The organism is Marinitenerispora sediminis, from assembly GCF_003336425.1.
In the GTDB taxonomy this organism is placed as follows: domain Bacteria; phylum Actinomycetota; class Actinomycetes; order Streptosporangiales; family Streptosporangiaceae; genus Marinitenerispora; species Marinitenerispora sediminis.
In genome coordinates this window covers 84,509-110,676 of sequence record NZ_QEIO01000016.1, presented here as the reverse complement: position 1 = coordinate 110,676, position 26,168 = coordinate 84,509, and the positions used below count along the sequence as shown (strand labels likewise).

General features: G+C 73.1%; 22 protein-coding genes and 1 other RNA gene. 15 read left to right on the top strand and 8 right to left on the bottom strand.

Translation table 11 applies throughout. The features are described 5' to 3' along the window. The 9 genes from DEF28_RS05095 to DEF28_RS05055 all read left to right on the top strand — a co-directional run. Nucleotides 1–730 (top strand): aldehyde dehydrogenase family protein (locus tag DEF28_RS05095; protein ID WP_114396121.1); only part of this gene is annotated, 730 nt, incomplete at its 5' end. 573 nt (nt 731–1,303) lie between these two features. Then, complete coding sequence (locus DEF28_RS05090) at nt 1,304–2,002, top strand: HAD family hydrolase (RefSeq protein WP_233515107.1); 699 nt, start codon at nt 1,304–1,306, stop codon at nt 2,000–2,002. A gap of 392 nt (nt 2,003–2,394) precedes the next feature. Beyond that, on the top strand, nt 2,395–7,254 hold the full coding sequence (locus DEF28_RS05085; protein WP_114396119.1) for an NAD-glutamate dehydrogenase: 4,860 nt from the start codon (nt 2,395–2,397) through the stop codon (nt 7,252–7,254). Nucleotides 7,255–7,484: 230 nt separating this feature from the next. Next, nucleotides 7,485–8,324, top strand: coding sequence for a hypothetical protein (locus DEF28_RS05080; protein ID WP_114396118.1), 840 nt, complete (start codon nt 7,485–7,487; stop codon nt 8,322–8,324). Between the two features lie 67 nt (nt 8,325–8,391). Further along, a complete protein-coding gene (prfB, locus tag DEF28_RS05075; protein ID WP_114396117.1) occupies nt 8,392–9,507 on the top strand; it encodes a peptide chain release factor 2 in 1,116 nt (371 codons plus the stop codon). Between the two features lie 395 nt (nt 9,508–9,902). Next, nucleotides 9,903–10,592: a cell division ATP-binding protein FtsE gene (gene ftsE, locus DEF28_RS05070; RefSeq protein ID WP_114396116.1), complete on the top strand. Its 690-nt coding sequence runs from the start codon at nt 9,903–9,905 to the stop codon at nt 10,590–10,592. Between the two features lie 76 nt (nt 10,593–10,668). Further along, a complete protein-coding gene (gene ftsX / locus DEF28_RS05065; protein ID WP_181874192.1) occupies nt 10,669–11,577 on the top strand; it encodes a permease-like cell division protein FtsX in 909 nt (302 codons plus the stop codon). 44 nt (nt 11,578–11,621) lie between these two features. Beyond that, nucleotides 11,622–12,086 (top strand): SsrA-binding protein SmpB, encoded by a 465-nt coding sequence (gene smpB, locus DEF28_RS05060; protein ID WP_114396114.1) that lies wholly within the window; start codon nt 11,622–11,624, stop codon nt 12,084–12,086. Nucleotides 12,087–12,413: 327 nt separating this feature from the next. Continuing rightward, nucleotides 12,414–14,393: a penicillin-binding transpeptidase domain-containing protein gene (locus DEF28_RS05055; RefSeq protein WP_233515103.1), complete on the top strand. Its 1,980-nt coding sequence runs from the start codon at nt 12,414–12,416 to the stop codon at nt 14,391–14,393. Between the two features lie 265 nt (nt 14,394–14,658). Here DEF28_RS05055 and DEF28_RS05050 read toward each other — a convergent pair whose 3' ends face one another. Beyond that, nucleotides 14,659–15,075, bottom strand: a complete 417-nt coding sequence (locus DEF28_RS05050) for a nuclear transport factor 2 family protein (protein WP_158562765.1) — start codon at nt 15,073–15,075, stop codon at nt 14,659–14,661. A 23-nt stretch (nt 15,076–15,098) separates the two neighbouring features. Here DEF28_RS05050 and DEF28_RS05045 point away from each other — a divergent pair, with 23 nt between their 5' ends. After that, nucleotides 15,099–15,617 carry a MarR family winged helix-turn-helix transcriptional regulator gene (locus tag DEF28_RS05045; protein WP_147280056.1) on the top strand — a complete coding sequence of 173 codons (519 nt, stop codon included), beginning with the start codon at nt 15,099–15,101 and terminating at the stop codon, nt 15,615–15,617. Nucleotides 15,618–15,714: 97 nt separating this feature from the next. Next, nucleotides 15,715–16,086: a transfer-messenger RNA gene (gene ssrA / locus DEF28_RS05040) on the top strand. A gap of 295 nt (nt 16,087–16,381) precedes the next feature. Here the strand turns inward: ssrA and DEF28_RS05035 are convergent. From DEF28_RS05035 to DEF28_RS05025, 3 genes are all read right to left on the bottom strand, one after another. Further along, entirely contained in the window at nt 16,382–16,690 is a 309-nt protein-coding gene (locus DEF28_RS05035; protein ID WP_114396110.1) for a hypothetical protein, read from the bottom strand. Between the two features lie 183 nt (nt 16,691–16,873). Next, nucleotides 16,874–17,920, bottom strand: a complete 1,047-nt coding sequence (locus DEF28_RS05030) for an aminotransferase class V-fold PLP-dependent enzyme (protein WP_114396109.1) — start codon at nt 17,918–17,920, stop codon at nt 16,874–16,876. 175 nt (nt 17,921–18,095) lie between these two features. Further along, nucleotides 18,096–19,100: a LysR family transcriptional regulator gene (locus DEF28_RS05025; protein ID WP_114396108.1), complete on the bottom strand. Its 1,005-nt coding sequence runs from the start codon at nt 19,098–19,100 to the stop codon at nt 18,096–18,098. Nucleotides 19,101–19,500: 400 nt separating this feature from the next. Between DEF28_RS05025 and DEF28_RS05020 the strand changes: the two genes are divergently transcribed. After that, nucleotides 19,501–20,430 carry an EamA family transporter gene (locus DEF28_RS05020; RefSeq protein WP_114396128.1) on the top strand — a complete coding sequence of 310 codons (930 nt, stop codon included), beginning with the start codon at nt 19,501–19,503 and terminating at the stop codon, nt 20,428–20,430. 42 nt (nt 20,431–20,472) lie between these two features. Here DEF28_RS05020 and DEF28_RS05015 read toward each other — a convergent pair whose 3' ends face one another. Continuing rightward, on the bottom strand, nt 20,473–21,306 hold the full coding sequence (locus DEF28_RS05015; protein ID WP_147280055.1) for a hypothetical protein: 834 nt from the start codon (nt 21,304–21,306) through the stop codon (nt 20,473–20,475). A gap of 237 nt (nt 21,307–21,543) precedes the next feature. Here DEF28_RS05015 and DEF28_RS27965 point away from each other — a divergent pair, with 237 nt between their 5' ends. After that, nucleotides 21,544–22,110 carry a hypothetical protein gene (locus tag DEF28_RS27965; protein WP_181874191.1) on the top strand — a complete coding sequence of 189 codons (567 nt, stop codon included), beginning with the start codon at nt 21,544–21,546 and terminating at the stop codon, nt 22,108–22,110. Between the two features lie 353 nt (nt 22,111–22,463). Here DEF28_RS27965 and nagA read toward each other — a convergent pair whose 3' ends face one another. After that, complete coding sequence (gene nagA / locus DEF28_RS05005) at nt 22,464–23,600, bottom strand: N-acetylglucosamine-6-phosphate deacetylase (RefSeq protein ID WP_114396106.1); 1,137 nt, start codon at nt 23,598–23,600, stop codon at nt 22,464–22,466. A gap of 564 nt (nt 23,601–24,164) precedes the next feature. On the opposite strand from nagA, the gene DEF28_RS04995 reads away from it, so the two are divergent. Beyond that, a complete protein-coding gene (locus tag DEF28_RS04995; protein ID WP_114396105.1) occupies nt 24,165–24,683 on the top strand; it encodes an NADPH-dependent FMN reductase in 519 nt (172 codons plus the stop codon). Between the two features lie 145 nt (nt 24,684–24,828). Then, nucleotides 24,829–25,389: a S1 RNA-binding domain-containing protein gene (locus DEF28_RS04990; protein ID WP_114396104.1), complete on the top strand. Its 561-nt coding sequence runs from the start codon at nt 24,829–24,831 to the stop codon at nt 25,387–25,389. Between the two features lie 193 nt (nt 25,390–25,582). Here the strand turns inward: DEF28_RS04990 and DEF28_RS04985 are convergent, their stop codons facing one another. Together DEF28_RS04985 and DEF28_RS04980 are read right to left on the bottom strand one after the other, a co-directional pair. After that, nucleotides 25,583–25,816, bottom strand: a complete 234-nt coding sequence (locus tag DEF28_RS04985) for a hypothetical protein (RefSeq protein WP_114396103.1) — start codon at nt 25,814–25,816, stop codon at nt 25,583–25,585. Nucleotides 25,817–25,863: 47 nt separating this feature from the next. After that, the gene (locus DEF28_RS04980) at nt 25,864–26,094 is read right to left on the bottom strand and encodes a hypothetical protein (protein ID WP_114396102.1); all 231 of its coding nucleotides are present in this window, start codon (nt 26,092–26,094) and stop codon (nt 25,864–25,866) included. Between the last annotated feature and the right edge of the window lie 74 nt (nt 26,095–26,168).

Below are 26,168 nucleotides of genomic sequence, written 5' to 3'. Positions count from 1 at the left end.
GGTGGCGCACGCGTCGGCTGATCCGGATGTGCTGCGGACGGCGTTGGTGCGGGGGGCGTTCGAGTACCAGGGGCAGAAGTGCTCCGCGGCGTCCCGCGCCTACCTGCCCCGGTCGCTGTGGTCGGCCATGCGCGACGACTTCCTCGGGGAGGTCGAGGCGCTCACCGTCGGCGACGTCACCGGCGACCTGTCCACCTTCATGGGCGCCGTCATCGACGAGCGGGCGTTCGCCAAGAACGTGACCGCGCTGGAGCGGGCGAAGGCCACCGACTCGGTCACGGTGCTCACCGGCGGCACCGCCGACGACTCGGTGGGCTGGTTCGTCCGCCCGACCGTGCTGGAGGGCGACGACCCGACCGACGAGGTGTTCCGTACCGAGTACTTCGGTCCGATCCTCGCCGTGCACGTCTACGACGACGACCTCTACGACACCGTGCTCGCCCAGGCCGCCGACGCCGCCCCCTACGCCCTCACGGGTGCGGTGATCGCCCGGGACCGCGCTGCCATCGCGGCGGCCACCCGGGCGCTGCGCTTCGCCGCCGGGAACTTCTACGTCAACGACAAGCCCACGGGATCCGTCGTCGGGCAGCAGCCCTTCGGCGGCGCCCGCGCCTCCGGCACCAACGACAAGGCCGGCTCGGTCTTCAACCTGATGCGGTGGACGAGCCCGCGCGTGCTCAAGGAGACCTTCGTGGGGCCCACGGACTGGCGCTACCCGCACATGGGCTGACGCCCTGGCGGGGCATGCGGTCACCGGCGGGACAGGGCCGCCCCGTAGCTCGGTGGGGGCGCGTCCGCCCTGACGAGCCCCGCCGATCCCGTTCCGGCGGACCGGGCCCGGCGCGCCCGCGCCAGGTCAGCGGGCCCGGCAGCCCTGCTGGCTCCCGGGCCGGGGAGCGGACGTCACCGCGACCGGCGCCGGCCCCGGGCCCGTCGTGGTGCCCGCCTGACAAAGCCGGCGGGCGGTTCGGCGACCACGGGACGCGTCCACCGCGCAGTGCGGCAAGATAGACGGCGAAGGGCGGAGTGTCCCTCCCGCCGCTTCGGTCCGGCTTGCGCCGCCTTCGTCCCCCGCCCTTCCCAGGGCGCGCCGGATGGTGTTAAGGAGCCTCCGTGGCGAATGAACGGGAGGGCGCTTCCCGTGGCGAATGAACGGGAGGGCGCTTCCCGTGGCGAGTGAACGGGAGGGCGCTTCCCGTGGCGAATGAACGGGAAATGGAAGCCTCCCGTCGGGCCTGAACAGGAAAATGAGCCTCCCGTAGGGAGCGAACGGGGAAAGGAGCCTGCCATCAGCCGGCTGGTGTTGTGGAACATCGACCTCACCCTCGTGGACGTCGCCCGGGTAACGCGGGCCGCCTACGCCGAGGCCTTCGAGAAGGTCACCGGCCAGCCGCTCGTCTACCTGGCGACCACCGCGGGGCGGACCGACTCCGAGATCTTCTTCGAGTTCCTGGCGCGCAACGACGTCGACGCGGACCCCGACGACGACCCGCTGCCCGACTTCACCGAGGCGCTCGGCGACGCGTTCGCCCGCCGCCGCGACCAGCTCGCGGCGCAGGGCCGGGCCATGCCCGGCGCCGAGGCCGCACTCGCCGCGGTCGGCCGGATGGAGGACACCGTGCAGACCGTGGTGACCGGGTCCATCATGTCCAACGCCATGGCCAAGCTGGCCGCTTTCGGCTTGGAGCGCCACCTCGACCTCAGCATCGGCGGCTTCGGCTCCGAGCACTACCCCAAGGCGAGCCTCATCCAGTTCACCCGGATGCGCGCCGAACAGGCCTACGGGCGGCGCTTCCCGGAGCACGCCACCTTCTACGTCACCGAGTCCGTGCGCGACGTGGAGGCCGCCCGGATCGGGCACGCCGTCCCCATCGCCGTGGTCAGCGGATCGGCCACGGAGTCCCAGCTGCGGGCCGCCGGCGCGGCCCAGGTGGTCCGGGACCTCACCGACCCGCAGGCGCTGGTCACCGCGATCCGCTCGGCGGCGGTGGACGCCGCCTGACCGCATGCGGCACGGCGCGCCCCGGCCCCGCCCGCAGCCGGCCCCGCCGGGAGCGCGCCGCCGCCTCGCCGTATCGCGACGGATGCCCGCATCTGCCCCGCAGCCGAGCGGAACTGGTGAAACGCACTGTTAACGGTGTTGATCGCTGTCCTGTCCGGGCAGAAGCAGTAGCCTAAAGGGCAGACCGGTAGGGACAAGGACGTCCCCGTCGGCATGAACAGACCTGCGTGTCACGGTCCGATCCGCCACGCGGACCGCCCGGTGCGGTCGTACCGGACGCGTCCGTCCGGCGTCGCCGCCGCGCGCCCGCAGGTCGGTGACACCCGACGTCTGGGCCGACCCCAGACGCCTGGCGGCAACCCCCGACGACTCACAAGGGAGTGAGATCGCACATGTCCGGGCAGTCAGACGCCGTAACGGATCAGCTTCTGCACGACGCCGTGACCCACTGGCCCGAACGCTCCGACCTGTCGCCCGCCAACGGCGACGAGGCCGAACGGTTTCTACGGCTGTACTACCGACACGTCGCCCCGGAGGAACTCACCGAACGGGCACCCGCCGAGGTCTGCGGGGCCGCCATGGCCCACTGCCAGCTCGCCGGATACCGTCCGCCCGGCCGCGCCCGGGTCCGGGTCTACACGCCCACGCAGGCCGAGCACGGCTGGGACGTCGGACACTCCGTGGTGGAGATCGTCACCGACGACGCCCCGTTCCTCGTCAACTCCGTGACCATGGAGCTGAACCGGCAGGGCATCGGAGTGCAGCTCGTCATCCACCCGCAGCTGCGGGTGGAGCGCGACCTCACCGGCCGGCTCGTCCAGATCGAGCCCGAGTCCTACACGCTCAAGCCGCTCGCCGAGTCGTGGATGCACATCGAGATCGACCGGCAGTCCGACGCCGCCGTCCTCAAGCGCCTGGAGGCCGACCTCGAACGCGTGCTCGCCGATGTCCGGCACGTCGACGAGGACGCGGCGAAGATGCGGCACCGCGCCGCCGCGCTCGCGGACGAGGTCGCCGCCTCCACCGCCGCCCTGCAGCGCGGCGGTGTGGAGGAGCGCGAGCTCCGCGAGAGCGTCGAGTTCCTCCGCTGGGCCGCCGACCGGCACTTCACGTTCATGGGGTACCGCGAGTACCGCCTCGTCACCGACGAGGAGGGGAACGAGGGGCTGCGCCCGCAGGCCGGCAGCGGGCTGGGCCTGCTCCGACTGGACGGCTCGATGTCGTCCAGCTTCGCCGCGCTGCCGCCCGAGGCGCGCGCCAAGGCCCGCGAGCCGCACGTGCTGGTGCTGACCAAGGCCAACTCCCGCGCCACCGTGCACCGCCCCCGCTACCTGGACTACATCGGGGTCAAGAAGTTCGACGAGCAGGGCAACGTCGTCGGGGAGCGCCGCTTCCTCGGCCTGTTCACCTACGAGGCCGACACCGCCAGCATCGCCCAGATCCCGATCCTGCGCCGCAAGCTCGCCGAGGTCCTCGACCTCGCCGGCTTCGACGAGGACAGCTACGACGGCAAGGACCTCGTCGAGATCCTGGAGGGCTTCCCGCGCGAGGAGCTGTTCCAGACCTCGGTGCCGGAACTGTACGACATCGTGCTCGGCGTGCTGCGGCTGCGGGAGCGCCGCGGCAGCAAGCTGTTCCTGCGCCGCGACGTCTACGGCCGCTACATGTCCTGCCTGGTCTACATGCCGCGGGACCGCTTCAACACCAACGTGCGCCTGGAGATCCAGCAGGTCCTCGACCGCGCCTTCCAGGGCGCGACCATGGACCACAGCGTCATGGTCGGCTCGGCGCCGCTGGCCCGCCTGCACATCGTGGTGCGCGCCCGGCGCGGCCAGGCGCTGCCGGAGGTGGACCACGCCCGGCTGGAGGCCGAGGTCGTGGAGGCGTCGCGCTCCTGGGACGACGACCTCGTCGCCGAACTCACCGAGCGCTTCGGCCCCGACCGCGCCACCGAGCTGCTGCACCGCTACGGCCAGGCGCTGCCGGAGGGCTACAAGGCCGACACCGACGCCGCCACCGCGGTGCTCGACATCTCCCGCCTCGACGCGCTCGGGCCGGACGACCTCACCGTCAACCTCTACAAGCCGGCCAGGTCCCTCGGCGACCTGCGGTTCAAGGTGTACCGCAGCGGCGAGCCCATCTCGCTGTCGCGGGTGCTCCCGCTGCTGGAGCACATGGGGGTGGAGGTCGTCGACGAGCGGCCCTACCGGGTCGCGCAGGGGCCGCTGTGGGTCTACGACTTCGGGCTGGCGCCCGTCCAGACCGCCGACCTGCCGGCCGCCCGCCTCAAGGAGCTGTTCGAGGACGCCTTCGTCGCGCTCTGGCACGGCCGGGGCGAGTCCGACCGCTTCAACGCCCTGGTGCTGCGCGGCGGCATGACCTGGCGCGAGCTCACCATCCTGCGCGCCTACGCCAAGTACCTGCGCCAGACCGGCAGCACGTTCACGCCGGCCTACATCGCCGACGTGCTCGTCGCCAACGTCCACCTCGCCAACCTGCTGGTCCGGCTGTTCGAGTCGCGGTTCGACCCGCGGCTGGGGACCGGGCGCGAGGAGCGCACCGAGGCCATCGCCGAGGAGATCCGCGGCGAGCTCGACCTCGTCGCCAGCCTCGACCACGACCGCATCCTGCGGGCGTTCCTCGCCCTCATCGAGGGCACGATGCGCACCAACTTCTTCCAGCGCGACCCCGAATCCGCCGAGCCCGACGCCGGCAAGCCCTACCTCGTGTACAAGCTGGACCCGGAGAACATCCCGGACCTGCCGGCGCCGCGCCCCAAGCGCGAGATGTTCGTGTACTCGCCGCGCATGGAGGGCGTGCACCTGCGGTTCGGCGCCGTCGCCCGCGGCGGCCTGCGCTGGTCCGACCGGCCCGAGGACTTCCGCACCGAGGTGCTGGGGCTCGTCAAGGCGCAGATGGTGAAGAACGCCGTCATCGTGCCCACCGGCGCCAAGGGCGGCTTCGTCTGCAAGCAGCTCCCGGTGGGCGCCGACCGCGACGTCGTCCAGGCGGAGGTGGTGGCCTGCTACCAGCAGTTCATCAGCGGCCTGCTGGACGTCACCGACAACCTGGTGAACGGCGACATCGAGCACCCGGCCGACGTCGTGCGCTACGACGGCGACGACTCCTACCTGGTGGTCGCCGCGGACAAGGGCACCGCGACGTTCTCCGACATCGCCAACCGGATCGCCGCCGACCGCGGCTTCTGGCTCGGCGACGCGTTCGCCTCCGGCGGCTCGGTCGGCTACGACCACAAGGCCATGGGCATCACCGCCCGCGGCGCCTGGGAGTCCGTGCGCTTCCACTTCCGCGAGATGGGGGTGGACGTCCAGAACGAGGACTTCACCGTGGTCGGCATCGGCGACATGTCCGGTGACGTCTTCGGCAACGGCATGCTGCTGTCGCCGCACATCAGGCTGCTGGCCGCGTTCGACCACCGGCACATCTTCCTCGACCCCGACCCCGACCCCAAGACCTCGTTCGCGGAGCGGCGCCGGATGTTCGAGCTGCCGCGCAGCTCCTGGGCGGACTACGACCCGGCGCTGATCTCGGCCGGCGGCGGCGTGCACCCGCGCACCGCCAAGTCCATCCCGATCACCCCGCAGGTCCGCGCGGCGCTCGGCATCGACGACGGCGTCACCTCGCTCACCCCGTTCGAGCTGATCCGGTGCGTGCTCCGGGCACCCGCCGACCTGCTCTGGAACGGGGGGATCGGCACCTACGTCAAGGCGTCCGGCGAGACCAACGCCGCCGTGGGCGACAAGACGAACGACCCCGTCCGGATCGACGCCACCGAGCTGCGCGCGAAGGTCGTCGGCGAGGGCGGCAACCTGGGGCTGACCCAGCTCGCCCGCATCGAGTTCGCACTGGCCGGCGGCCGGGTGAACACCGACTTCATCGACAACTCCGCCGGTGTGGACACCTCCGACCACGAGGTGAACATCAAGATCCTGCTGGACCGCGAGACCCGCGCCGGCCGGCTCACCCGGGAGGAGCGCGACGAGCTGTTCCTCAGCATGACCGACGAGGTCGCCCGGCTGGTCCTGCGCAACAACGACGACCAGAACGTGGCGCTCGCGGCGGCCCGCACCCAGGCGTCGAGCATGCTGCACGTCCACGCGCGCTACATCCGCCGGCTGGAGCGGGCCAAGAAGCTCAAGCGCAAGCTGGAGTTCCTGCCCGACGACAAGACGGTCGCGGCGCGGCGGTCCAGTGGGCAGGGGCTCACCGGCCCCGAGTTCGCGACGCTGCTCTCCTACGCCAAGATCACCCTCGGCGAGGAGATCCTCGCCTCCGACCTGCCGAACGACCCGTACCTGCGCACGACGCTCACCGAGTACTTCCCCACGGCGCTGCGCGAGCGGTTCACCGACGCCATGCCCCAGCACCCGCTGAGCCGGGAGATCGTCACCACCCAGGTGGTGAACGACATGGTGAACCGGTCCGGCTCGACGTTCGCCTTCCGGATGAACGAGGAGACCGGCGCGGGCGCCGACGACATCGCGCGGGCCTACCTCGTGGTCCGCGAGGTCTTCGGGATGCCCGACTTCTGGCAGGCGGTCGAGGAGCTGGACCACCAGGTCGACGTCGACACCCAGTTGAAGATGCTGCTGGAGGGCCGCAAGCTCACCGAGCGCGCCGCCCGCTGGCTGCTGCGCAACCGCTCGGCGCCCTTCGACCTCGGCCAGGAGATCGCCTTCTTCCGGGAGGGCGTGCCGGCCATCGTGCCGCAGCTGCCGACGCTGCTGCGCGGCGGTGACCTGGAGGCGTTCAGCGAGCGCCGCTCGCTGTACGTCGCGCGCGGCGTGCCGGAGGAACTCGCCGAGCGGGTCGCGGGCATGGTGCCGGCCTACTCCACCTTCGATCTGGTCGATGTGGCGCACCAGACCGGCCGGGCGATCCGCGAGGTCGCCGAGGTGTACTTCCACCTGGCCGACGAGCTCCAGATCAGCCGGCTGCGCGAGCGGATCATCGCGCTGCCGCGCGACGACCGGTGGAGCACCATGGCGCGCTCGGCGGTCCGGGACGACCTCTACGCCGCGCACGCCGAACTCGCGCGCAACGTGCTGGTGTCGGGCCGCCCCGGCGAGGGGCCGGGTGAGCTGCGCGCTCACTGGATCGAGCAGAACGAGAGCGCCGTGCGCCGTGCGCGCCAGACGCTGTCGGAGATCTGGGAGAGCGAGCGGTTCGACCTCGCGACGCTCTCGGTGGCCCTGCGGGCGATCCGGTCGCTGGTGACCTCCAGCAGCTGATCCCGCCGGTGGCCGCGGCCCTCCCCGGAGGGCCGCGGCCACCGCGCCGTTCGCGCCGGCTCGGGCCCCGGTGGCGAACCACCCCCGGCCGGCGGCCCCGGGCCGCACCCAGCCGGTGAGCCCGGGCTCGGCCGTGCCGCGGCCGGACTCCGCGTCCAGGGGCTGGGCGCCGTGGCGGTCTTCCGGTGCCGGGCATTGTCGGACCTGTCACGTTCTGCTGCAATGTGGGGGTGAATGCGGGCGTGCGGCCGGAGGGCCGCGGTGAACTGGCGGAACGGGTGGCCGAGGCGTGGCACGATCCCGAGCGGCTCCGGTCGCTCGTGCTCGGTGCGCTGGACGGCGGTTCCGGGCGGGAGGTACTGCCCGCGGCCGAGCGGCTGCGCGAGATCGACGAGGACGCCGAGCGCGGGACCCTCGTCCTCGCGCTCGCGCTGCGCGGCTGCGCCGAACACCGCCGCGCCGAGGACGTGCTGCTCCGGCACATCAGAACGCATGGCGGTGGCGCCGACACCTGGTTCGCCCTCGCCCCGCTCGCCTCCTGGCGGGGCAGCACCGCCGACGTCGACACCGCGCTGGACAACGCCCTGCGGTACGACCCCGACCACGCCGACGCCCTGGCGTGGGGATACAAGCACCAGGCCCGTCGGCACGGCGACGAACACGCGGTGCGCTGGCTCACCGAACGGTCACGCCAGAGCTGGCGGGCGACGGTCATGCTCGGCGAGCTGGCCCTGCACCGGGGCGACGCCGGCTCCGCCGTCCAGCTGTTCGCCTCCGCGTGCGACCTGCGCCCGCGCGGACCCGGCCCGCTGGCCGCGGCCGCCCGGGCGCTGGCGGCGGCCGGCCGCGACGACGAGTGCGCGCGGCTCGTGGTGGAGCGCTGGACGGGGTCGTGCGGTCCATGGCCGCTGATCGAGGCCGTCGAGGCGTGCCTGCGCCGCGGCCGGGCCGGTGACGCGGCGCTGGCGCTCGCCCGGCTCCGGGGGGTCGAGCTCGACGCCGACGCGGTCGAGCGGGCCGCGGACCTGTCGCTGCGGGTCGATGCCGCCTGCCTCGCCGCCGGTATCTGAGCGGCCGCGGCGGGCGGCCCCGCCCGCCGCGGCCCGGACCCGCCCGACAGGCCCTAGACTTGCCAACGTGGCAGACCAAGACCCCGCGGAAGAGATCAAGGAACTCTCGTCGACGTTGGCGAGCGTGGAATCCGTGCTGGACCTCGACGCCAAGCGCACGGAGATCGAACAGCTGCGTGAGCAGTCTGCCGACCCCGAGCTGTGGAACGACCAGGACAACGCCCAGCGCGTCACCCGCCGGCTGTCCTACCTGGAGTCCGAGGTGACCCGGGTCGAGGGTATCCAGCGCCGGCTGGAGGACCTCGGCGTCCTGTTCGAGCTGGCGGCGGCCGAGGACGACGCCGACACGCTGGCCGAGGCGCGCGCCGAACTCGCCGCGCTGCGCAAGGACGTCGGCGACCTGGAGGTGCGCACGCTGCTCTCCGGTCCCTACGACGAGCGCGAGGCGTTGGTCACCATCAACGCCCAGGCCGGCGGGGTGGACGCGGCCGACTGGACGCAGATGCTGCAGCGCATGTACCTGCGCTGGGCCGAGCGGCGCGGCTACCCGACGGAGATCTACGACACCTCCTACGCGGAGGAGGCCGGGATCAAGTCCACGACCTTCGCGGTGAAGGCCCCGTTCGCCTACGGCACCCTGCGCGGTGAGCACGGCACCCACCGGCTGGTGCGGATCTCCCCGTTCGACAACCAGAGCCGCCGGCAGACCTCGTTCGCCGGTGTCGACGTGGTGCCGGTGGTGGAGCAGAGCGACCACATCGACATCGACGAGGGCGACCTGCGTATCGACGTGTACCGCTCCAGCGGCCCGGGCGGCCAGGGCGTCAACACCACCGACTCCGCGGTGCGGATCACCCACCTGCCCACCGGCATCGTGGTCTCCTGCCAGAACGAGCGGTCCCAGCTGCAGAACCGGGCCACCGCCATGTCGGTGCTCCAGGCGAAGCTGCTGGAGCGCAAGCGCCAGGAGGAGCGGGCGGCGCTCGCCGAACTGCGCGGCGAGGCGACCAGCAGCTGGGGTACCCAGATGCGCAACTACGTGCTGCACCCGTACCAGAGCGTGAAGGACGTGCGCACCAACACCGAGACCGGCAACACCGGCGCGGTCCTGGACGGCGAGATCGACGAGTTCATCGACGCCGAGATCCGCTGGATGCGCAACCAGGAGCGCGACGCGGAGTAGCGCCAACGCCTCGGAGCGGGCTCGGGGGACGGCGGGTATATGTGACCGTTATGACCGGTTGACGGTTCCGATATGCTCTACCCTGCTGTACCAGCCACCGCCGACGAACGGCGTGGGGCGGGAGGGCGCCCGGCCGCCGGAAACCGCGGCGGGCACGGTTCCGGGTCGCGTTCGCCGCGACCACCGCGTGGGCCACGGACCACCGCAGGGGCCGCGCGGCGGGGCGCGATCGCTGATCCCGACCCGGAGAGATCCGGGTCGGCGGCGTGTGTCGATCTGGACATTCCGGGTTGCATTCCCCCCTACACTGTCGATTGGCCAAGTGGCCACTCCTGCCCCGCGCGGATCGGAACCCGCCTGGGCACCCCTACCTCCGAGAACCTTGTGATGCTCCTGTGATACACCTCGAAAACGTCACGAAGGTCTACCCGACCCAGAAGCGCCCGGCTCTCGACGGCGTTTCCATCGACGTCGACAAGGGGGAGTTCGTCTTCCTCGTCGGCCCGTCCGGCTCGGGTAAGTCAACGTTCCTGCGGCTTGTCCTCAAGGAGGAGAAGCCCACCAAGGGCCGGGTGCACGTCGCGGGCAAGGACCTCGCACGCCTGTCCAACTGGAAGGTGCCGCACCTGCGGCGCCGCATCGGCTGCGTGTTCCAGGACTTCCGGCTGCTGCCGAACAAGAACGTCTTCGAGAACGTCGCGTTCGCCCTGGAAGTCATCGGCAAGCCCCGCCGGTTCATCCGCAAGGTGGTCCCGGAGGTTGTCGAACTCGTCGGCCTCGAAGGCAAGGCCACCCGGATGCCCGGCGAACTCTCCGGCGGCGAGCAGCAGCGTGTCGCCATCGCGCGGGCGTTCGTCAACCGGCCGCAGATCCTGCTGGCCGACGAGCCCACCGGAAACATCGACCCCGCCACGTCGATCGGCATCATGAAGGTGCTCGACCGAATCAACCGGACCGGAACGACCGTCGTCATGGCGACCCACGATGCCGCCATCGTCGACTCGATGCGCAAACGCGTCATTGAGCTCGAAGAGGGCCAGGTCGTGCGGGACCAGACGCGTGGTGTGTACGGCCAGGCCTACTGAGGCCCGGTCGGCTGCGCGTTCCAGCGCTGGCCGAGCAGCGCGGCGAAGCCCGACAAGGATGGACCCTTAATACATCATGCGAGCACAGTTCGTACTTTCTGAGATCTGGATCGGCCTGCGCCGAAACCTCACGATGACCATCGCGGTGATCACCACGGTGGCGATCTCGCTCGCGCTCTTTGGCGCCGGTCTGCTGATCAACCAGCAGGTCACGGAAATGCGCCGGACGTGGGACTCGCAGATCTCGCTCACGATCTACCTGTGCACCGACAACTCCCCCAGCGCGGTCTGCGAGGAGAACGGTGCGGCCACCGAGGCGGACCGGGAGGCGATCCAGGCCGACCTGGACCAGATGTCGGAGGTGGCCAGCGTCGAGTACGTCACCGCGGCCGAGGCCTACGCCGACTTCCAGCAGCGCTTCTCCAACCAGGAGGCCCTCGTCGAGGCCACCCAGGAGGGCGACATCCCGGACAACTTCCGGGTGAAGCTGGCGACCCCGGACGACTACGAGGCCGTGCAGAGCGCGGTCGAGGGCCGGCCCGGTATCGACACCATCTCCAACGACCAGGGGGTCCTGGACCGCTTCTTCGGCCTGCTCGACGGCCTCAAGTGGGCCGCGCTGACCGTCGCCATGGTGCAGCTGGTCGCCGCCGCGCTGCTCATCGGCAACACGATCCGGCTGTCGGCCTACAGCCGGCGGCGCGAGACCGGCATCATGCGGCTCGTCGGCGCGTCCAACTTCTACATCCAGCTGCCGTTCCTGCTGGAAGGCGCGATCTCCGGCCTGATCGGCGGTATCTTCGCCTCCGGGTTCATCTTCGCCACGAAGTACTTCCTGCTGGACCGGATCCAGTCGTGGTTCCAGTTCAACGTCACGCTCGGCCTGGGGTCGGTCTTCTACGTGATCGGCGTGTCGATCATCCTGGGCGTGCTGCTCTGTACCATCGCGTCGTTCCTCACGTTGCGCCGCTACCTGCGCGTCTGAGCCCACCGCGGCCCGCGCGCGTGCGGTCAGGAAGGGAAGATCCAGTGCCACGGGAAAAGGGGCGCAAGGTCATCGCCCAGAACCGGCGAGCTCGGCACGACTACCACATCGATGACACCTACGAGGCGGGGCTCGTCCTCACCGGCACCGAGGTGAAGTCGCTGCGTGCCGGGCGCGCCTCCCTGGTGGACGGATTCGCCCAGGTGAAGGACGGTGAGGTGTGGCTGGAGAACGTCCACATCCCCGAGTACGCGCACGGGACCTGGACCAACCACGCAGCGCGTCGGCCGCGTAAGCTCCTGCTGCACCGCGAAGAGATCGCCAAGCTGATCGGCAAGACCCAGGAACCGGGACGCACCCTGGTCCCGCTGATGCTGTACTTCCGCGACGGCAGGGCCAAGGTCGAACTCGCGCTGGCGCGCGGCAAGCGCTCGTACGACAAACGCCACGCCATCGCGGAACGCGAGGCGGCGCGCGAGGTCGAACGGGCGCTCCGCCGCCGGCGCTGAGCGGTGTTCCGGGGAGCGCGGCGTGGGCGAGGTGAGTTGTCCCGGGGCGGCGCGCGCCGCGGTCGGCCGGGCTGGCGCTTCCGGGGCCGCGCGCGTCCCCGGCGCGGTTCGCCGCTCCGCGGCCGCTCGGGTGTTTCCGCACCCGGCGGCGGCTCGGGCCTCTTCCGGTTCGGCGGCCGTTCGGATCTCTTCCCGCTCCGCGGCCGCTCTGGCTGGTTCCCGCTCCGCAGCCGCTCGGATCTCGTCCCGCTCCGCAGCCGCTCTGGCTGGGCCCGCTCGGCCGGAGCACCCGACAAGCGCACAGGCGCTGTGAAAGGACCACCGAGGGTGTCCCCCCGTCACCTCCGTCGAATCCTCGCCGCCGGCGCGAGTCTCGCCATGGCGGCGGCCGTGACCGCGTGCGCGGCCGAGCCCAGCCCCGAGGTCGCCGTACGCACGTTCCTGCTGGACTGGCAGGCCGGCGACTACGAATCCGCCGCCCGCCAGACCGATGGCGACGTCGACGCTGTCGCCCAGGCGCTCCGCCAGGCCCGCGACCAGCTGGACATGGCCGCCCTGCGGCTCGGGCTCGGTCCCATCTCCCGCGAGGGGGACAGCGCGACGGCGACCTTCGACGTCCAGGCCGATCTCGGCATCGGCGACCCGGTGTGGACCTACGAGGGCAGCATGCCGCTGACCCGCAGCGGCACGGGCTGGGTCATCCAGTGGTCGCCCGCGGTGATCCACCCCCGGCTCGGCGACGGCGAGCGCCTCGCCGTCACCTACGACGTCCCCGACCGCGGGCAGATCTACGACCGCAACGAGAACCCCCTGGTGGGCGGCACCGACGTGGTGGCGTTCGGGGTCCGCCCGGCCGCGCTCGACGACGTGAGCGAGGGGGTCGGCGCGCTCGCCGAACTGCTGGGTGAGGACCCGGAACCGCTGCTCAACCGGGTCCGCTCGGCGCCCCCGGAGGAGTTCCAGCCGCTGGTGCTGATGCGCCGCGACGACGTCGCCCCGACCCTGCTCACCCGCGCGGGGAGCATCCCGGGCGTCGAGACCACCGAACTCACGATGCCGCTCAATCCCACGATGGCCGCCGGGGTGATCGGCGACGTCGCGGGCACCGTCGAGCACAAGGTCTCCTCGCGGGTGTCCGGCCCCTACCAGGCCGGCGACACGGTGGGACTCGGCGGCCTGCAGAGCGTGTTCCAGCAGCAGCTCGCCGGCACCGCCACCACCAAGATCGTGACGCTCGACGCGAGCGGTGAGCAGACCGAGGTCCTGGAGGAGTGGCCAGGGGAGTCGAGCGGGTCGCTCAGCACCACCCTGGACAGCGCCGTGCAGGAGGCCGCGGAGGGCTCGCTGGCCGGCATCAGCGCCATCGTGCGCCACGCCTCGGTGGTGGCGGTGGACGCGCGCAGCGGCGAGATCCTCGCCGCCGCCAGCCAGCCGGACAGCGCCGACCACGCCGGCGCCTTCACCGACGAGTACCTGCCGGGCGAGGCGTTCACCATCATCTCGGCCGCCGCCCTGCTCGGTAGCGGGGAGGTCACCGCCGACACCCATGTCCCGTGCGAGGCGGAGCTCAACGTCGGTGACCGCACCTTCAGCAACGCCGCCGGGCAGCTGTGGGGCGAGACGACCCTGACGCAGGACTTCGCCAGCGCCTGCACCACCGCCTTCGCCAGCCTGGGAGACCGGGTCGCGCCGGAGCAGGTCGCCGAGACGGCGGCGGCGTTCGGCGTCGGCGGCGACTGGCGGCTGTCGGTGCCCACGTTCCCCGGCGAGGTCTCCGTGGCGGACGGCGCTCCGGCGACCTCGGCCGCGCTGGTGGGTGCCGAAGGAGTGCGGGTCAGCCCGCTCGGCATGGCCCTGGCGGCCGGGGCGGTCGCCGACGGCTCCTGGCACGCGCCCCGGCTGGTCACCGACACCGAGCAGGCCGAGGAGCCCGAACCGGGCGCCGAACTCGACCCGGAGACGGTCCAGGCCCTGCGCACCATGATGCGCGCGACCGTCCAGCAGGGCGCCGGGACGGGAGCCAACGTCGGCACGGTGCCGGTGCACGGCCAGACCGGGACCGCCCGGCAGGAGGTCGACGGCGAGGACACCGTCGTCCAGTGGTTCGTCGGGTTCCAGGGCCAGGTCGCCTTCGCGGCGGCGGTCGAGGTGGGCCCGGAGTCCGCCGGGTACTCCTACGCGGTCGGCTCCATCGCGGACTTCTTGCAGCGCCTGCCCTACGACTACGTCCAGGACATCGGAGCCGGAGCGGCGGAGGGCGCCCAGGCCGCCGGCAACAGCGCCGCGGGCGGCGGTCCGACGTACTGAGAGCGGCTGGCGGACCCCCCGCTCCAGCGGGGAGCCGCCGCGGAGTGAAACGCCCCGCGGGGCCGGGCAACCATCCTGGCCCCCCGGGGCGTCTTCCTATATGACTGGCCCACAAAGGGGGTTGTGGTGACCAGTCGTGAATGGCAGGACCTCATCTCGGGGGAGGCCCTGTTGGTTCGAGGCCGGCCTGACCCTGCCGGCCGCCCTCGCGGGCAGCGTTGATGGATCCCGTCCGCGCCCGCGGGGGTTTCTCGTTGCCCGAGGTTCACTCGTCGGCGGGCGCGTCCGCGGGCAGTCCGGCGTCGGCGAGGGCACCGGGCAGGTCCGCGAAGCGCAGGATCGCGCTGATCCCCGCGTCCGTCACCCGGAACACCGAGGCGGCCCGCCGCGCCTCGCCGGCCCCGGGCTCCGGCCGGCCCGGCCAGGACGCCTGCTGCTCCACGACCACCGTGGTGGTGGTCCCGGGCACGCTCCAGGTGCGCAGCGGCACCAGGTGCACGCCCGCCTGCCCGACCCAGGCGCGGACCGCGTCTCGGCCGCCGCTCCCGCCCCGGGGGCCGCCGACCCGGACGTTGGGCCCGCACAGGCCGGCGGCGGTCTCGGCGTCGCCGCGGTTGACGGCGTCGTGCCAGGCGTGCACGAGCCCTGTGGGACAGGGGGCGGCGCGATTTATATGTGTCATACACATAAGTCTAGAGTGAAGAGGTGCCGTGGAACACTGGGGCGGTGCAGAAGGAAGCCGACCTCGCCGGCGCGGCCGGTAGCGCGCTGTTCGACCTCGTCCGCCGCTGGGCGGCCCCGCCCTCCGGCGGCCCGCCACGCCGGGGGAACCGGCCGACCGCGAGCGTGCTGGTCGTGCAGGCGTTCCCGTGCGCCGACGCCGAGCTGCGGGTCGGCGACGTCGCCGAGCGGATCCACGTCCGCCCGTCGACGGCCAGCCGTATGGCGGCCGCGGCCCTCGGCGAGGGCTACCTGGCCAGGGCGGCCGCCCCGGACGACGCACGGGTGGCCGGGCTGCGGCTGACCGAGGACGGGGTGCGGCTGCGCGCGGCGGCGCTGGACTTCCAGGCCGAGGTCTTCCGGCGCGGAACCGCCGGCTGGCCGGCCGAGGAGCGCGCCGCCTTCGCCCGCCTGCTCGTCCGCTTCACCGCGGACCTGGCCGCCGCGGGACTCCCTCCGGAGCCGGCCGGCGGCCCGGACGTCCGCGCCGGCGACGGGAATTGACTTGGTCTCTCGGGCGTTATGAGGGTAGCGTTGCCACTGTACGAGCGATCCCGGTCGCGCGTGCGAGCGGGCCCCAGGGCCTGTTGACAACTCCACAGGGGGTGATCGGTTTCGACTTCGGTAGACGCTTCAGGGGAAGCGGGCCGAGGGTTGCGGTTGTGACCTCGTTAATCCTGCGATCGCACAAATAACAAGTGCCAATTCCAAGCGCACTGAGTTCGCTCTCGCTGCCTAAGCGATAGCGACTCTGTCGGTCTGAGCCCGTCTCCGGCTCAGGGTCCGGCATCGTTAAGGGGACTTACCGGTCAGATCAGGCCACGGGGCCTGACCGGGACATTCACGTGGCTGGGCTCGTCAGCGACTTGTCTGCGAGAGCGCTGGAGCCGAGTAGAACGCTGAGCAGACTGCGCCCGGAGAAGCCCTGTCTCGGTACTGAAGGACGCGGGTTCGATTCCCGCCACCTCCACCCCCGCGGTTGCCGCGTCGTCGCGACGACCGCCTCGAAGAGGCTGTGAACCTGGTTCCACCAGGTCGCGGCCTCTTCGTCGTTTCACGGGCCCGCCGGGACGGCGGGCCCGGCGCGTCCGGCGGGCCCGGGCCGTGCCGGGGCGGGCGGCCTGGCCGCCCGGGATCCGCGCGCCGGGCCGTGTGAGGCGAGGTCGGCGGACACCGCTCGACTCGACGTCAGTGCGTGTCCACCGCCTGACGTACGGGGAGGCGGGCGCGTCCGCCTGACGAACCGGATGCCCGGGCCGGCCGTGGGGTCAGCGGTCCGCGGCGCCGACCAGCCATGCCGTCCGCCGCGCCGCCCGCGGGACGTCGTCGCTGGTTCCCAGCTGCAGGCAGAACGTGGTGACGAACGCGTAGTGCTGGTCGCGCCGCTCGCACGAGACGTCCTCGGTGGCGCAGCTGGAGGTCGGGTTGCTCACCCGGAGGAACGGGGCGCCGTCCTCGATGACCCGAGCCCACACCCCGTAGGGCGTCAGCGCGGCGGCCAGCTCCGAGAGATGGCGGCGCTCGGCCGAGCGCGCGAGTGGGGGCGCGGCCGGCCGCGCGTGTTTGGGGAAGGTCATGGTGATGTCCTCACAACGAATCGACTGATCCTTCACCCAGTGTGACGTTTCACGTGTGAATGTGTGCGGAACGTGACGGCGACACGCCGATGCCTGGATGCCGCCCGCTCCCGCCGCAGGGCGGCGCGGCGGGAGCGTCCGCGGCAGGCGGCCGTGACACCCCTGCGGCCTCGGAACCGCAGGTCAGCGCGGTGCGCGCAGCGCCGCAGCCGCGCGGTCCACGTCCTCCTCGGTGGTGTAGACGTGGCAGGCGACCCGGAGCCGGCCGTCGCGCTCCGACACCCAGATCCCCTCGGCGGCCAGCCGGTCCAGCGCGCCGGGCGGTGCGTCAACCGAGACGATCGCCGACTCGCCGGGCGGCAGGTCCAGCCCGGCCAGGAAGCGGTTGGCGAGCGCCACGTTGTGCGCTTGGATGCGCTCGACCCCCACGTCGAGCAGCACCCAGATGGACGCGGCGGCGCCCACCGCCGCGAACCAGCCCGGCGAGATGTCGAACCGCGACGCGCCGTCGGCCAGCCGCATGTCCGGGCCGTAGAAGGCGCCCATCGGGTCCGCGGCGGCCATCGGCCCGGCGTTGTTCGGACGCATCACGGAGCGCAGCCGCGGCGAGAGGTAGCCGAACGCGATCCCGCGCGGGGCCATCAGCCACTTGTAGCAGGAGCACACCACGGCGTCGAAGTCCGCCGCGTCCAGCGGCAGCCAGCCCAGCCCCTGCGTCGCGTCCACGCTGACCATGGCGCCGTGCTGGCGTGCCGCAGCGAGGACGTCGGCCACCGGCGCCACCTCGCCGCCGGCCGACTGCACCAGGCTGAACGCCACCAGCCAGGTGCGCGCGTCGATGGCGTCGGGCAGCTTCGCCAGCGGGACGGTGACCACCTCGACCCCGCGGTCGGCCTGCGCCAGCCACGGATACAGGTTCGAGGTGAACTCCACCTCCGGCACGACCACCCGCGCGCCGTCCGGGACCGCCGCCGCGACCGTGCCCAGGATCTGGGACGTGGCCGACCCGTGCACGATGTCCTGCGGAACGGCGCCCACCAGCTCGGCGAACGCCGCCCGCGCGGTCTCCGTGGCCGCGCCCCACGCACCCGGGCCGCCGGTCCCGTGCCGCCAGGTGTCCACCGCCGCCTGCAGCGCCTCATGGGCCGGCCGGGGCGGGATCCCGTACTGCGCGGTGTTCAGCCAGGCCGAACGGACGTCCCAGAGCTGCCGTGCGGATCCGAGGTCCATAGAGCCCAGACTCCCAGAGTGCGCCCGTCCGGCGCGCGCCGGGCCCCGGTTCCCGGCGGACACGCGAGGCGGCGGGGCCGGCTGCCCCGCCGACGGCGGCCGGGGCGGCCGCCCGACGCCTCAGCGGTCGGGCCGGCGGGGTGCGGTCGTCGGCGCGGCGCTCACCACGGCGGGGCTACGCCGGCACCCCCGGTGCGGGGTGCGGGGAGGGCGCCGCTGCGGGACCCCGCGACTCGGGTTCGGCGGAGGACCGTCGCGCCCGACCGCCCTCCTCCCCGCCTCCGGACGCGGACCGGTGCGCGCGCAGCAGCCGCACCGTCTCGGTGATCGCCGGGCGCCGGGCGGCACCGCTGCGCCACACGGCGAACAGCCCCCGCACCGGGGCCGGTACGAGCGGACGGACCACGGCTCCGGGCGGCAGCGCCTCGCGCCCGAGCCGGGGCACCAGCGCGATCCCCAGACCGGCCGCCACCAGCGCGAGCTGGGTCTGGTACTCGGCGACGTGGTAGGCGACGTCGGGTTCGGTGCCGGTGGCGCGGAGTGTGCGCATCAGCCAGTCGTGGCACACGGTCCCCGGCGGCTGGCAGATCCACCGGGCCGCGGTGAGGTCCTCGCGCACCAGCGTCGCGTGCGCCGCCAGCGGGTGGTCCTCCGGCAGCACGACGTCGCAGACGTCCGCGCCGATCACCGCGCGGTCCAACCCGTCCGGCGCGGGCAGCGGCGCGACGTCCCAGTCGTGGGCGACCGCGAGGTCGACCACACCGCGGGACACCAGGTCCACCGACCGGTGCGGGTCCTCCTCGACCAGCCGCACGTCCAGCGCCGGGTGGGCACGGGCGAGCTCGGCGAGCACGGGCGGCAGGAGGCCCCGGGCACCGGTCGGGAACGCCGCCACCGTCAGCCGTCCGCTGGGTCGGCCGCGGCGTTCCTCCAGGCCCACCTCGGCCTGCTCCATGAGGGTCAGCATCTGCTCGGCGGTGGCCGCCAGCAGCTGCGCCGCGTCGGTCAGCGCCACTCCGCGGCCCTGGCGTTCCAGCAGCGTGGTACCTGTCTCGCGTTCCAACTTGGCGATCTGCTGGGAGACGGCGGAGGGCGTGTATCCCAGCGCCGCGGCGGCGGCGACGACCGAGCCGTGGGTGTGCACCGCGTGCAGCGCGCGCAGCCGCGCGAGGTCCAGCATGAGGTCCCTCCGTAGGTTGTGCGGCGGCCCGGAAGCGGGCCCGGGCGCGGCCGGAGACTCCACCGGCGGCCGTGAACGGGTCGTTCCCGCCCCGGCGGCCGGAACCGGGGCCGGCCCGCGCCGCCTGTTCGCCGCGCCGGCCTGGGCGCCACCGGGCCGCGAGAGCACCACCGGCGCCGTCCACGATGGGCGCGAAGGAGCGCCGCGGGTTCCGGTTGCGCCGATGCGAACCTGGCGGAAGGCCCCGCGGTCCCGGCCCGGCCGCGTCGGTCCGGCGTGCGCTGCGCGGACGCGGGCGCCGAAGGACGGCCCCTGCGCCGCCACCATTCAGCTTCACTACATCCAACCATGCAGATATCCGCGCTGGTGCTGAATGGTGGAGCGCGCCCATGATGGCCTGGTGCGTCCCACCCACACCGCTCTCGCCGTCCTCGTCGCCGTGGTCTGGGGGGTGAACTTCGTTGTCATCGACGTCGGGCTCGCCCACTTCCCACCACTGCTCTTCTCCGCGTTGCGCTTCCTGGTCGCGGCGATCCCGGCCGTCTTCCTGGTGCCCCGGCCCAAGGTCGCCTTCGGCTGGATCGCGGCGGTCGGGCTGACTCTGGGCGTCGCGAAGTTCGGGCTGCTGTTCGTCGCGATGCACCAGGGGATGCCGGCGGGTCTGTCGTCGCTCGTCCTGCAGGTCCAGGCGGTCTTCACCGTGGTGTTCGCCGCCGCCGCGCTGCGTGAGCGCCCCCGCCCGGTGCGGCTGCTCGGCATGGCTGTCGCCCTGGGCGGGATCGCCGTCGCCGCCGTCGACCAGGGGGCCTCGGGCCCGCTCGGCGCCTTCGCACTGGTCATCGCGGCCGCCGCGTTCTGGGGGCTGTCCAACGTTCTGACCCGCAGGGCCGCGCCGCCTGACGCGCTGAGCTGGATGGTCTGGGTCAGCCTCGTCCCGCCGGTGCCGCTGATCGTGCTGTCCCTGCTCTTCGAGGGACCGGCCGCCGACCTGGCGGCGCTGCGCTCGATCGACCTGGCCGGGCTCGGCGCGATCGGCTTCGTCGCCTGGGGCGCGACCGTCTTCGGGTTCGGCGCCTGGGGCTTCCTGCTCCGCCGCTACGACGCGTCGATGGTCGCCCCGTTCTCGCTGCTCGTTCCGGTGTTCGGGATGAGCTCGGCGGCGCTGTTCCTCGGCGAGGACGTCAGCGGGCTGGGCATGGTCGCGGCGGTCCTCCTGATCGGCGGGGTGGCGATCACGTCCTTCGCGGGCCGCCAGCGGGCCGCCGGGCCGGCGGGGGCGCAGCCCGAGCGCCCCGCCGCCGAACGCGCGGCGCCCGGCTCCGGGCGCTGACCCGCGGAGGCGGAGGAGGCCCGGAAGCGGGCTCTTGGCCCGTCACGCCCGGCCCACTCGCCGCTGATCGTCCGCGAGGTAGCCCGGGTCGACGCAGTTGTCCCACCCGTCCGCGCTGCGATGCTCCCAGTCCCACTCGTCGAGGATCTCCATGTACTCCTGCTGCACGCGGTGCACCACACGTCCCCGCCAGCGGAACTCGACCCGCTGCGCGATGGGCTCGCCGGAGGCGGATCCGTCCCCGGTGAGGGCGCCGAGTTCCGGCGGGAACAGGGACGCGAAGGAGGAGTCGTGGTAGGCCGGTGTCGTCGGGGTGACCAGCCCGCCGGGACGGACCTCCATGGCCGGCGCGTTCCACACGATCTCGCGGAGGACCGGCCCGGCCTCCATGTCCGCACGGTCGTTGCCGGTCACGTAGTGGCCCTCCACCGCCAGCCGCCATGTGCTGTCGGAAAGGCGTTGCCATGAGGGGGCGGGCCCGTGGCCGGCCGGGGGCGGGGCCGGGAGTGCCCCCGTAGGAGCGGTGACCCGGACCTCGTCGAAGCCGTACCGGCAGGGGCGCGACTCCGCATCGTGGGACTCCGGATCGGGGCCGGAAATGTAGTCGCGGCTCTCGTCACCCTCGTTGTGCCCGCGCAGCCATGCCGCGGCATACCGGCCGACGTGATCGTACAGGAAGTCGCAGCCCGCGGCCTTGCCGTTCCCGTACTGGAGGTCGACCCGGCGGCGGTCCGGCGCGAGCGTCACCACGACGGGAACCCAGTACGACCCTCGGTCGGCCAGCACCTGTTCGGCGATCCACTCGGCCTCCGCCCGGTCGATCACCTGCCTGGGGCGCGCGTGGATCCGCATTTGAGCGGTCAAGATGTTCGACATCGCGTCCTCGTGTGCGGTGGCGGCGCCGGCGTTCGGTCAAGGTCGGGGTCCGCCGTGCGCCCGTCTCCTTCCGCCGATGGTGAATTCCCCCGGAAAACCGGCACCATGGCGGCGTGATCGACACTTACTATCGCGGATCGGGGCCCTACCGCTACTCGAATTGCCTGACCATGGTGCTCGGCGGCGACGCCCCCGGTACCGCCGTGGTCGAAACGGTCCACCGGCAGCTCCTTCGGGATGCGGCTCATCGGCGGCTCGGTGCCGTTCCCCGACCCGTACAGCCGGAATCCGGATCTCGGCATCGATGACGCGCTGGCCGTCTTCGGCTGGACCGCGGAGACCACCGGCCAGGACGACGCCGACGCCGCCCTCGACCGCCTCCGCGCCCGCCTGGCCGACGGCCCGGTCCTCGTCGGCTCGGTCCTTGTCGGCCCGGTCGAGATGGGGCGCGTCAGGTACCAGCCCGGCAAGGCGGGGCCGATCGGTGCCGACCGCTACCTCATCGTGCTCGCCGTGGACGGCGGGTACGCGGCCGTGCACGATCCGCAGGGCCCCTACGCGCGGCTGTCGCTGGCCGACGTCGCCGCGGCGTGGCGTGCCGACACGATCGACTACGGCAGGCCGCACACCGTGCGCACGAACGTCACCCGCCGCACGGGTCGAACCGCGAACGCCATCGCCGTCCGTTCCCCGGGGCGTCGGCTGGCTCGCCGGAGAGGGCGGCCGCCACGCGCCGCCGGGCAGCCTCGGCAACGTGGATGCGGCACTCGCCCGCGCGGAGCTCGTCGGACCCGATTGCGATGAGGTGCTCCATGGGCATCTCGTCCACTTCGCGGTGCGGGCGGGCGCGCGGCGGCTATCCGATGCCGCCGCCTGCCTGCGCCCCGGGTACACCACCGCGGCGGGCATCGCGACCGAGCAGGCGCGGCCGGGTCGGCTCGCCGCGGTACCCGCTCGTCACCGGCGACGGCCGCTCCGCCGTCACGACGCTCCGCGCCCGCGCCCCGACCTACGGCGAACCACGGGCGGCTCTCATCCGGCACCCGCGACAGCGCGCGGCATCGGCGGCCGGTCCCGGTCACGCGGCACCCCCACGCGGTCATCGGCGCCGCCGAACGGCCGGAATCCGGTGCACTGATGGGCCGACGGCATCGGCCTCAGTCCGGCCGCACCGCCCACGCGCCGCCGGCCAGCACGCCGGCCGTGGCCAGATCCTCGTCCAGCACCAGGAGGTCCGCCCGGTACCCCGGGCGCAGCTCGCCCACTCCGGACAGGCCGAGCGCCCGGGCCGGGACGGTCGACGCCGCGCGCGCCGCCGCCGCCACCGGAACGCCGACCTCGTCGACCGCCCGGCGGACCGCGTCCGGGAGCACGATGGTGCTGCTGGCGATCGCGCCCGTCTCCACCACGATCGCCCGCCCGTCCGCGACCCGGACGCGCAGTTTGCCGAGGGTGTACTCGCCGTCGCCCAGGCCCGTCGCCGCCATCGCGTCGGTGACCAGCGCGACGCGCTCCGGACCGGCCGCCTGGAACGCCATGCGGACGGCCGCCGGGTGCACGTGGACGCCGTCGTTGATCAGCTCCACCGTGACCCGCTCGTCGGTCAGCGCGGCGGCGATCGGGCCCGGCTCGCGATGGTGCAGCGGGCGCATCGCGTTGAACAGGTGCGTGGCGACCGTGGCCCCGGCGTCGAACGCGGCCCGCGCCGTGTCGTACTCCGCGTCGGTGTGGCCGACAGCGGCCACCACCCCCTGCCCAGCCGCGGCCCGGATCAGCTCCAGCGCGCCCGGCAGCTCCGGCGCCACGGTGATCATCCGGACGTGCCCGCGCCCCGCCTTGAGCATGCGGTCGAACTCCCGCAGGTCCGGATCCCGCAGCAGCGCCGGGTCGTGGGCGCCGCACCGGGAGCGCGCGATGAACGGCCCCTCCAGGTAGATCCCGGCCAGCTCTCCGGAGTCGGCCAGCTCGGCCAGCGCGGCGATCTGCCGCAGCGTGTCCTCCGGGGTGGCCGCCACCAGGCCGCCCACGACCGAGGTGACACCGCTCCGCCGGTTGAACTCCACGATCGCGCGCGCTCGCTCCGGGTCGGCGTCGGTGAAGGCGGCGCCCGCGCCGCCGTGCACGTGGACGTCCACCCCGCCGGGCAGCACCCAGCGCCCGCCCAGGTCGGTGCCGGCGGCGCCGTCCGGCGGCGCACCGGCGCCGAGCGCCGCGATCCGGCCGCGCTCCGCGCGCAACCAGCCGTCCTGCACGCCATCGGGGGTCACCAGCCGTGCGTTCGTCACCAAGACCATCTGCCGCCTCCTGTGCCGGATACCACACATCATGCGGCGCCGCGCCGACCGGTCCAACAGGCGGGTCGGGGAACCCCAGGAGAACCCGCGTGGCGTGCGCCGATTCCCCGGCCGCTGTCCCCGCCCCCGTGACCGGCATCGGCCCGCCGCCGCCGACAAAACCGCCCGCCGCGCATTGACGATAGCGGCGGCGCCCGCTCATGATGGTGCAATGACCGCCGGTGAGCTGCTCGTCCAGCGCCTGCATGTCGATCTCCGACAGCAGGCGAGCGCCCTCTGTCGTAGCTGAGTGCACGTGACAGGGCCGTCCGCCCTGTACCGCCCAGGACTCCCGCGGCGCTCGATCGCCCGGCCGCACCGGCCTCGGTCCATGTGATCCCTGGCGTCGGCCTCCCGTCTTCGGGGCCGATGGGAACGTCCTGCCCATTCGACCAGCGTTCTGTCCCCCCGGCGCGCCTCAGCGCGCCTGACGCCCTCCGGCCGCGAACACCGGAGTTCCCGGCCCCGTCGACCCTCAGCGCTACGTTCCCCCGGCCGCCGCGCCGCTCTCACCAGGAGATCACCATGACCCGCTTCACCGTGCTCGTCGCCGCCCCGGACGCCCGTTCCGCCGTCCGCTCCGCCGCCCTGCACGCCGCCGGCACCATCGCCGCCGCCACGGACGTCGACGCCGCCGTGGAGGTGATCGACCTCGCCGAGCTGGGACCGGCGCTGCTCGCCCCCGACGCCGGCAGCGACGTGCGCGACGCGCTGCGCCGGGTCGCCGCCAGCGACGTCCTGCTCGTGGCCTCGCCGCAGGCGCACGGCAGCTACACCGGCCTGCTGAAGGTGTTCGTGGACCGGCTGCCGGAGCTGGCGCTCGCCCACACCGTCGCCGTGCCGCTGGCCGTCGTGGACGACCTGCGCAACGGGCGGACGGTCGAGGAGGACCTGCGGCTGCTGCTCTCCGACCTGGGCGCGTGGGTCGCCGAGCCGGGCCTGCTGCTGGCCCGCAGCGAGCTGGCCGAGCCGGCGGAGGTCGTCGCCGCCTGGGCGGAGGTCGCGTCCCCGGCGCTGCGCCAGGCGTTCGCGGTCAGCGTCTGAGCCCCTGCCACGCGGCGCACGTCCGCCCGCGCGGCCTGCGGGACGGCCGCGCGGGCGAACTGCGGTGGGGGTCCGGCCGATGCCGTGACCGCAGCGGCCGGGCGCGCCGCCCCGGCCCGGGACTCCGCGTGGGAGGCTGGGCGCCATGGGCGGCGTGGGCGGGCGGTCGGAGCACCCGGAACTCTGGGCGTTCCTGGAGTCACTGCACCAGGGCCAGCTCCTTTCCGGCACCGTCGCGGCGATCGAGCGCTTCGGCGTGTTCGTGGCCTTGGACGATGGCCCCGGCCACCCGGTCTTCCCGGGCGTCGGGTTCGTGACCATCCCCGAGTTGTCCTGGTCGCGCATCAAGGCGGCCTCGGACGTCGTCCAGGTCGGGCAGCGCGTCTGGGGCCGGTTCCTCCAGTTCGACACCTGGAACCTGGAGGCCCGGCTGTCGTTGCGGGCGACGCGGCCGGACCCGTTCCAGACGTTCGCCGACCGCGTCGCGGTGGGGCGGGAGCTACCGGGACGGGTCACCAAGCTGGTCCCGTTCGGGTTCTTCGTGCGGGTCGCCGAGGGCGTCGAGGGACTGGTTCCGCTGCGGGAACCCACGCGCACGCCGGTGGTGGACCCGTCGGACGTGGTCCAGGTCGGGGACGAGATCACGGTCGTGGTCACCGGGATCGACCGGGCACGCCGCAGGCTGACGTTCTCCCAACGGCGGTAGCCGTCCCCGGGCCACGGGACGCCTTACCCGCGAGTGATCCGATTCGGCGCGCTAACGATGCCGGGTCCGGGCGCGCGGCCGAGCGCGGCGGTGAGTTCCGCGCGCGTGGCGGCCTCCCAGAGCCGCCCGGCGTGCAGTGCCCACCAGCGGCGGGTGTGCCGGCCGTACCAGATCAACGTGCGGTGCGGCCGGTTCATCGCGCCTCCTCCGCTCGCGGGGCGTAGGGGCGGACGTAGGAGGCCGGCTCGAAGGCCGACAGCGCGAAGCCCAGGATCTCCACGTCGTCGCTGGCCAGCGTGATCTCGCAAGTCCGGTGCCGGGCGCGGTAGGGGACCGGCTCGCCCTCGTGGTGGGTGACCTCCCAGCGGGCGTGGTGCCGGGCGGCCACGGCGGCGAACACCGGATAATCGGCGAACCGGCCGGGCACGCCGGGCAGGTAGGTCCGAACACGCGCGCCGGGCCGTGCCCCCGGGCTCACCGCGGGCCCCGGACGGCCGCGAGGATGCGCTGGACGTCGGCCAGCCGCCAACGGGTGTGGACGACGCCGTCCGGCGTGCGGACGGTGTACTCCCAGCCGTCGGGGACGGAGCACCGTTCCAGGCGATAGCCGGTGAGGAAAGCGGCGGCGACCGCGAGAAAAGCGGCATAATGCGCATCCTGGGTCGCGGATTCGGGGTGGGGTGTCGGGAAGGTACCATTCTCCATGTCTGCACCTCTGCATAGGTGGAGGCCGTGCCCTCGGACGGTGGTGACCCGTCGCGAGGGTTTTTTCGTTTCGG

Bases quoted from the DNA above. Each gene is read 5' to 3' on its own strand.
- DEF28_RS05085 (WP_114396119.1), top strand. From the start codon at position 2,395: ATGTCCGGGCAGTCAGACGCCGTAACGGATCAGCTTCTGCACGACGCC.
- ftsX (WP_181874192.1), top strand. From the start codon at position 10,669: ATGCGAGCACAGTTCGTACTTTCTGAGATCTGGATCGGCCTGCGCCGA.
- DEF28_RS05050 (WP_158562765.1), bottom strand. From the start codon at position 15,075: ATGACACATATAAATCGCGCCGCCCCCTGTCCCACAGGGCTCGTGCAC.
- DEF28_RS05035 (WP_114396110.1), bottom strand. From the start codon at position 16,690: ATGACCTTCCCCAAACACGCGCGGCCGGCCGCGCCCCCACTCGCGCGC.
- DEF28_RS05030 (WP_114396109.1), bottom strand. From the start codon at position 17,920: ATGGACCTCGGATCCGCACGGCAGCTCTGGGACGTCCGTTCGGCCTGG.
- DEF28_RS05025 (WP_114396108.1), bottom strand. From the start codon at position 19,100: ATGCTGGACCTCGCGCGGCTGCGCGCGCTGCACGCGGTGCACACCCAC.
- DEF28_RS05015 (WP_147280055.1), bottom strand. From the start codon at position 21,306: ATGTCGAACATCTTGACCGCTCAAATGCGGATCCACGCGCGCCCCAGG.
- DEF28_RS27965 (WP_181874191.1), top strand. From the start codon at position 21,544: ATGCGGCTCATCGGCGGCTCGGTGCCGTTCCCCGACCCGTACAGCCGG.
- nagA (WP_114396106.1), bottom strand. From the start codon at position 23,600: ATGGTCTTGGTGACGAACGCACGGCTGGTGACCCCCGATGGCGTGCAG.
- DEF28_RS04995 (WP_114396105.1), top strand. From the start codon at position 24,165: ATGACCCGCTTCACCGTGCTCGTCGCCGCCCCGGACGCCCGTTCCGCC.
- DEF28_RS04990 (WP_114396104.1), top strand. From the start codon at position 24,829: ATGGGCGGCGTGGGCGGGCGGTCGGAGCACCCGGAACTCTGGGCGTTC.
- DEF28_RS04980 (WP_114396102.1), bottom strand. From the start codon at position 26,094: ATGGAGAATGGTACCTTCCCGACACCCCACCCCGAATCCGCGACCCAG.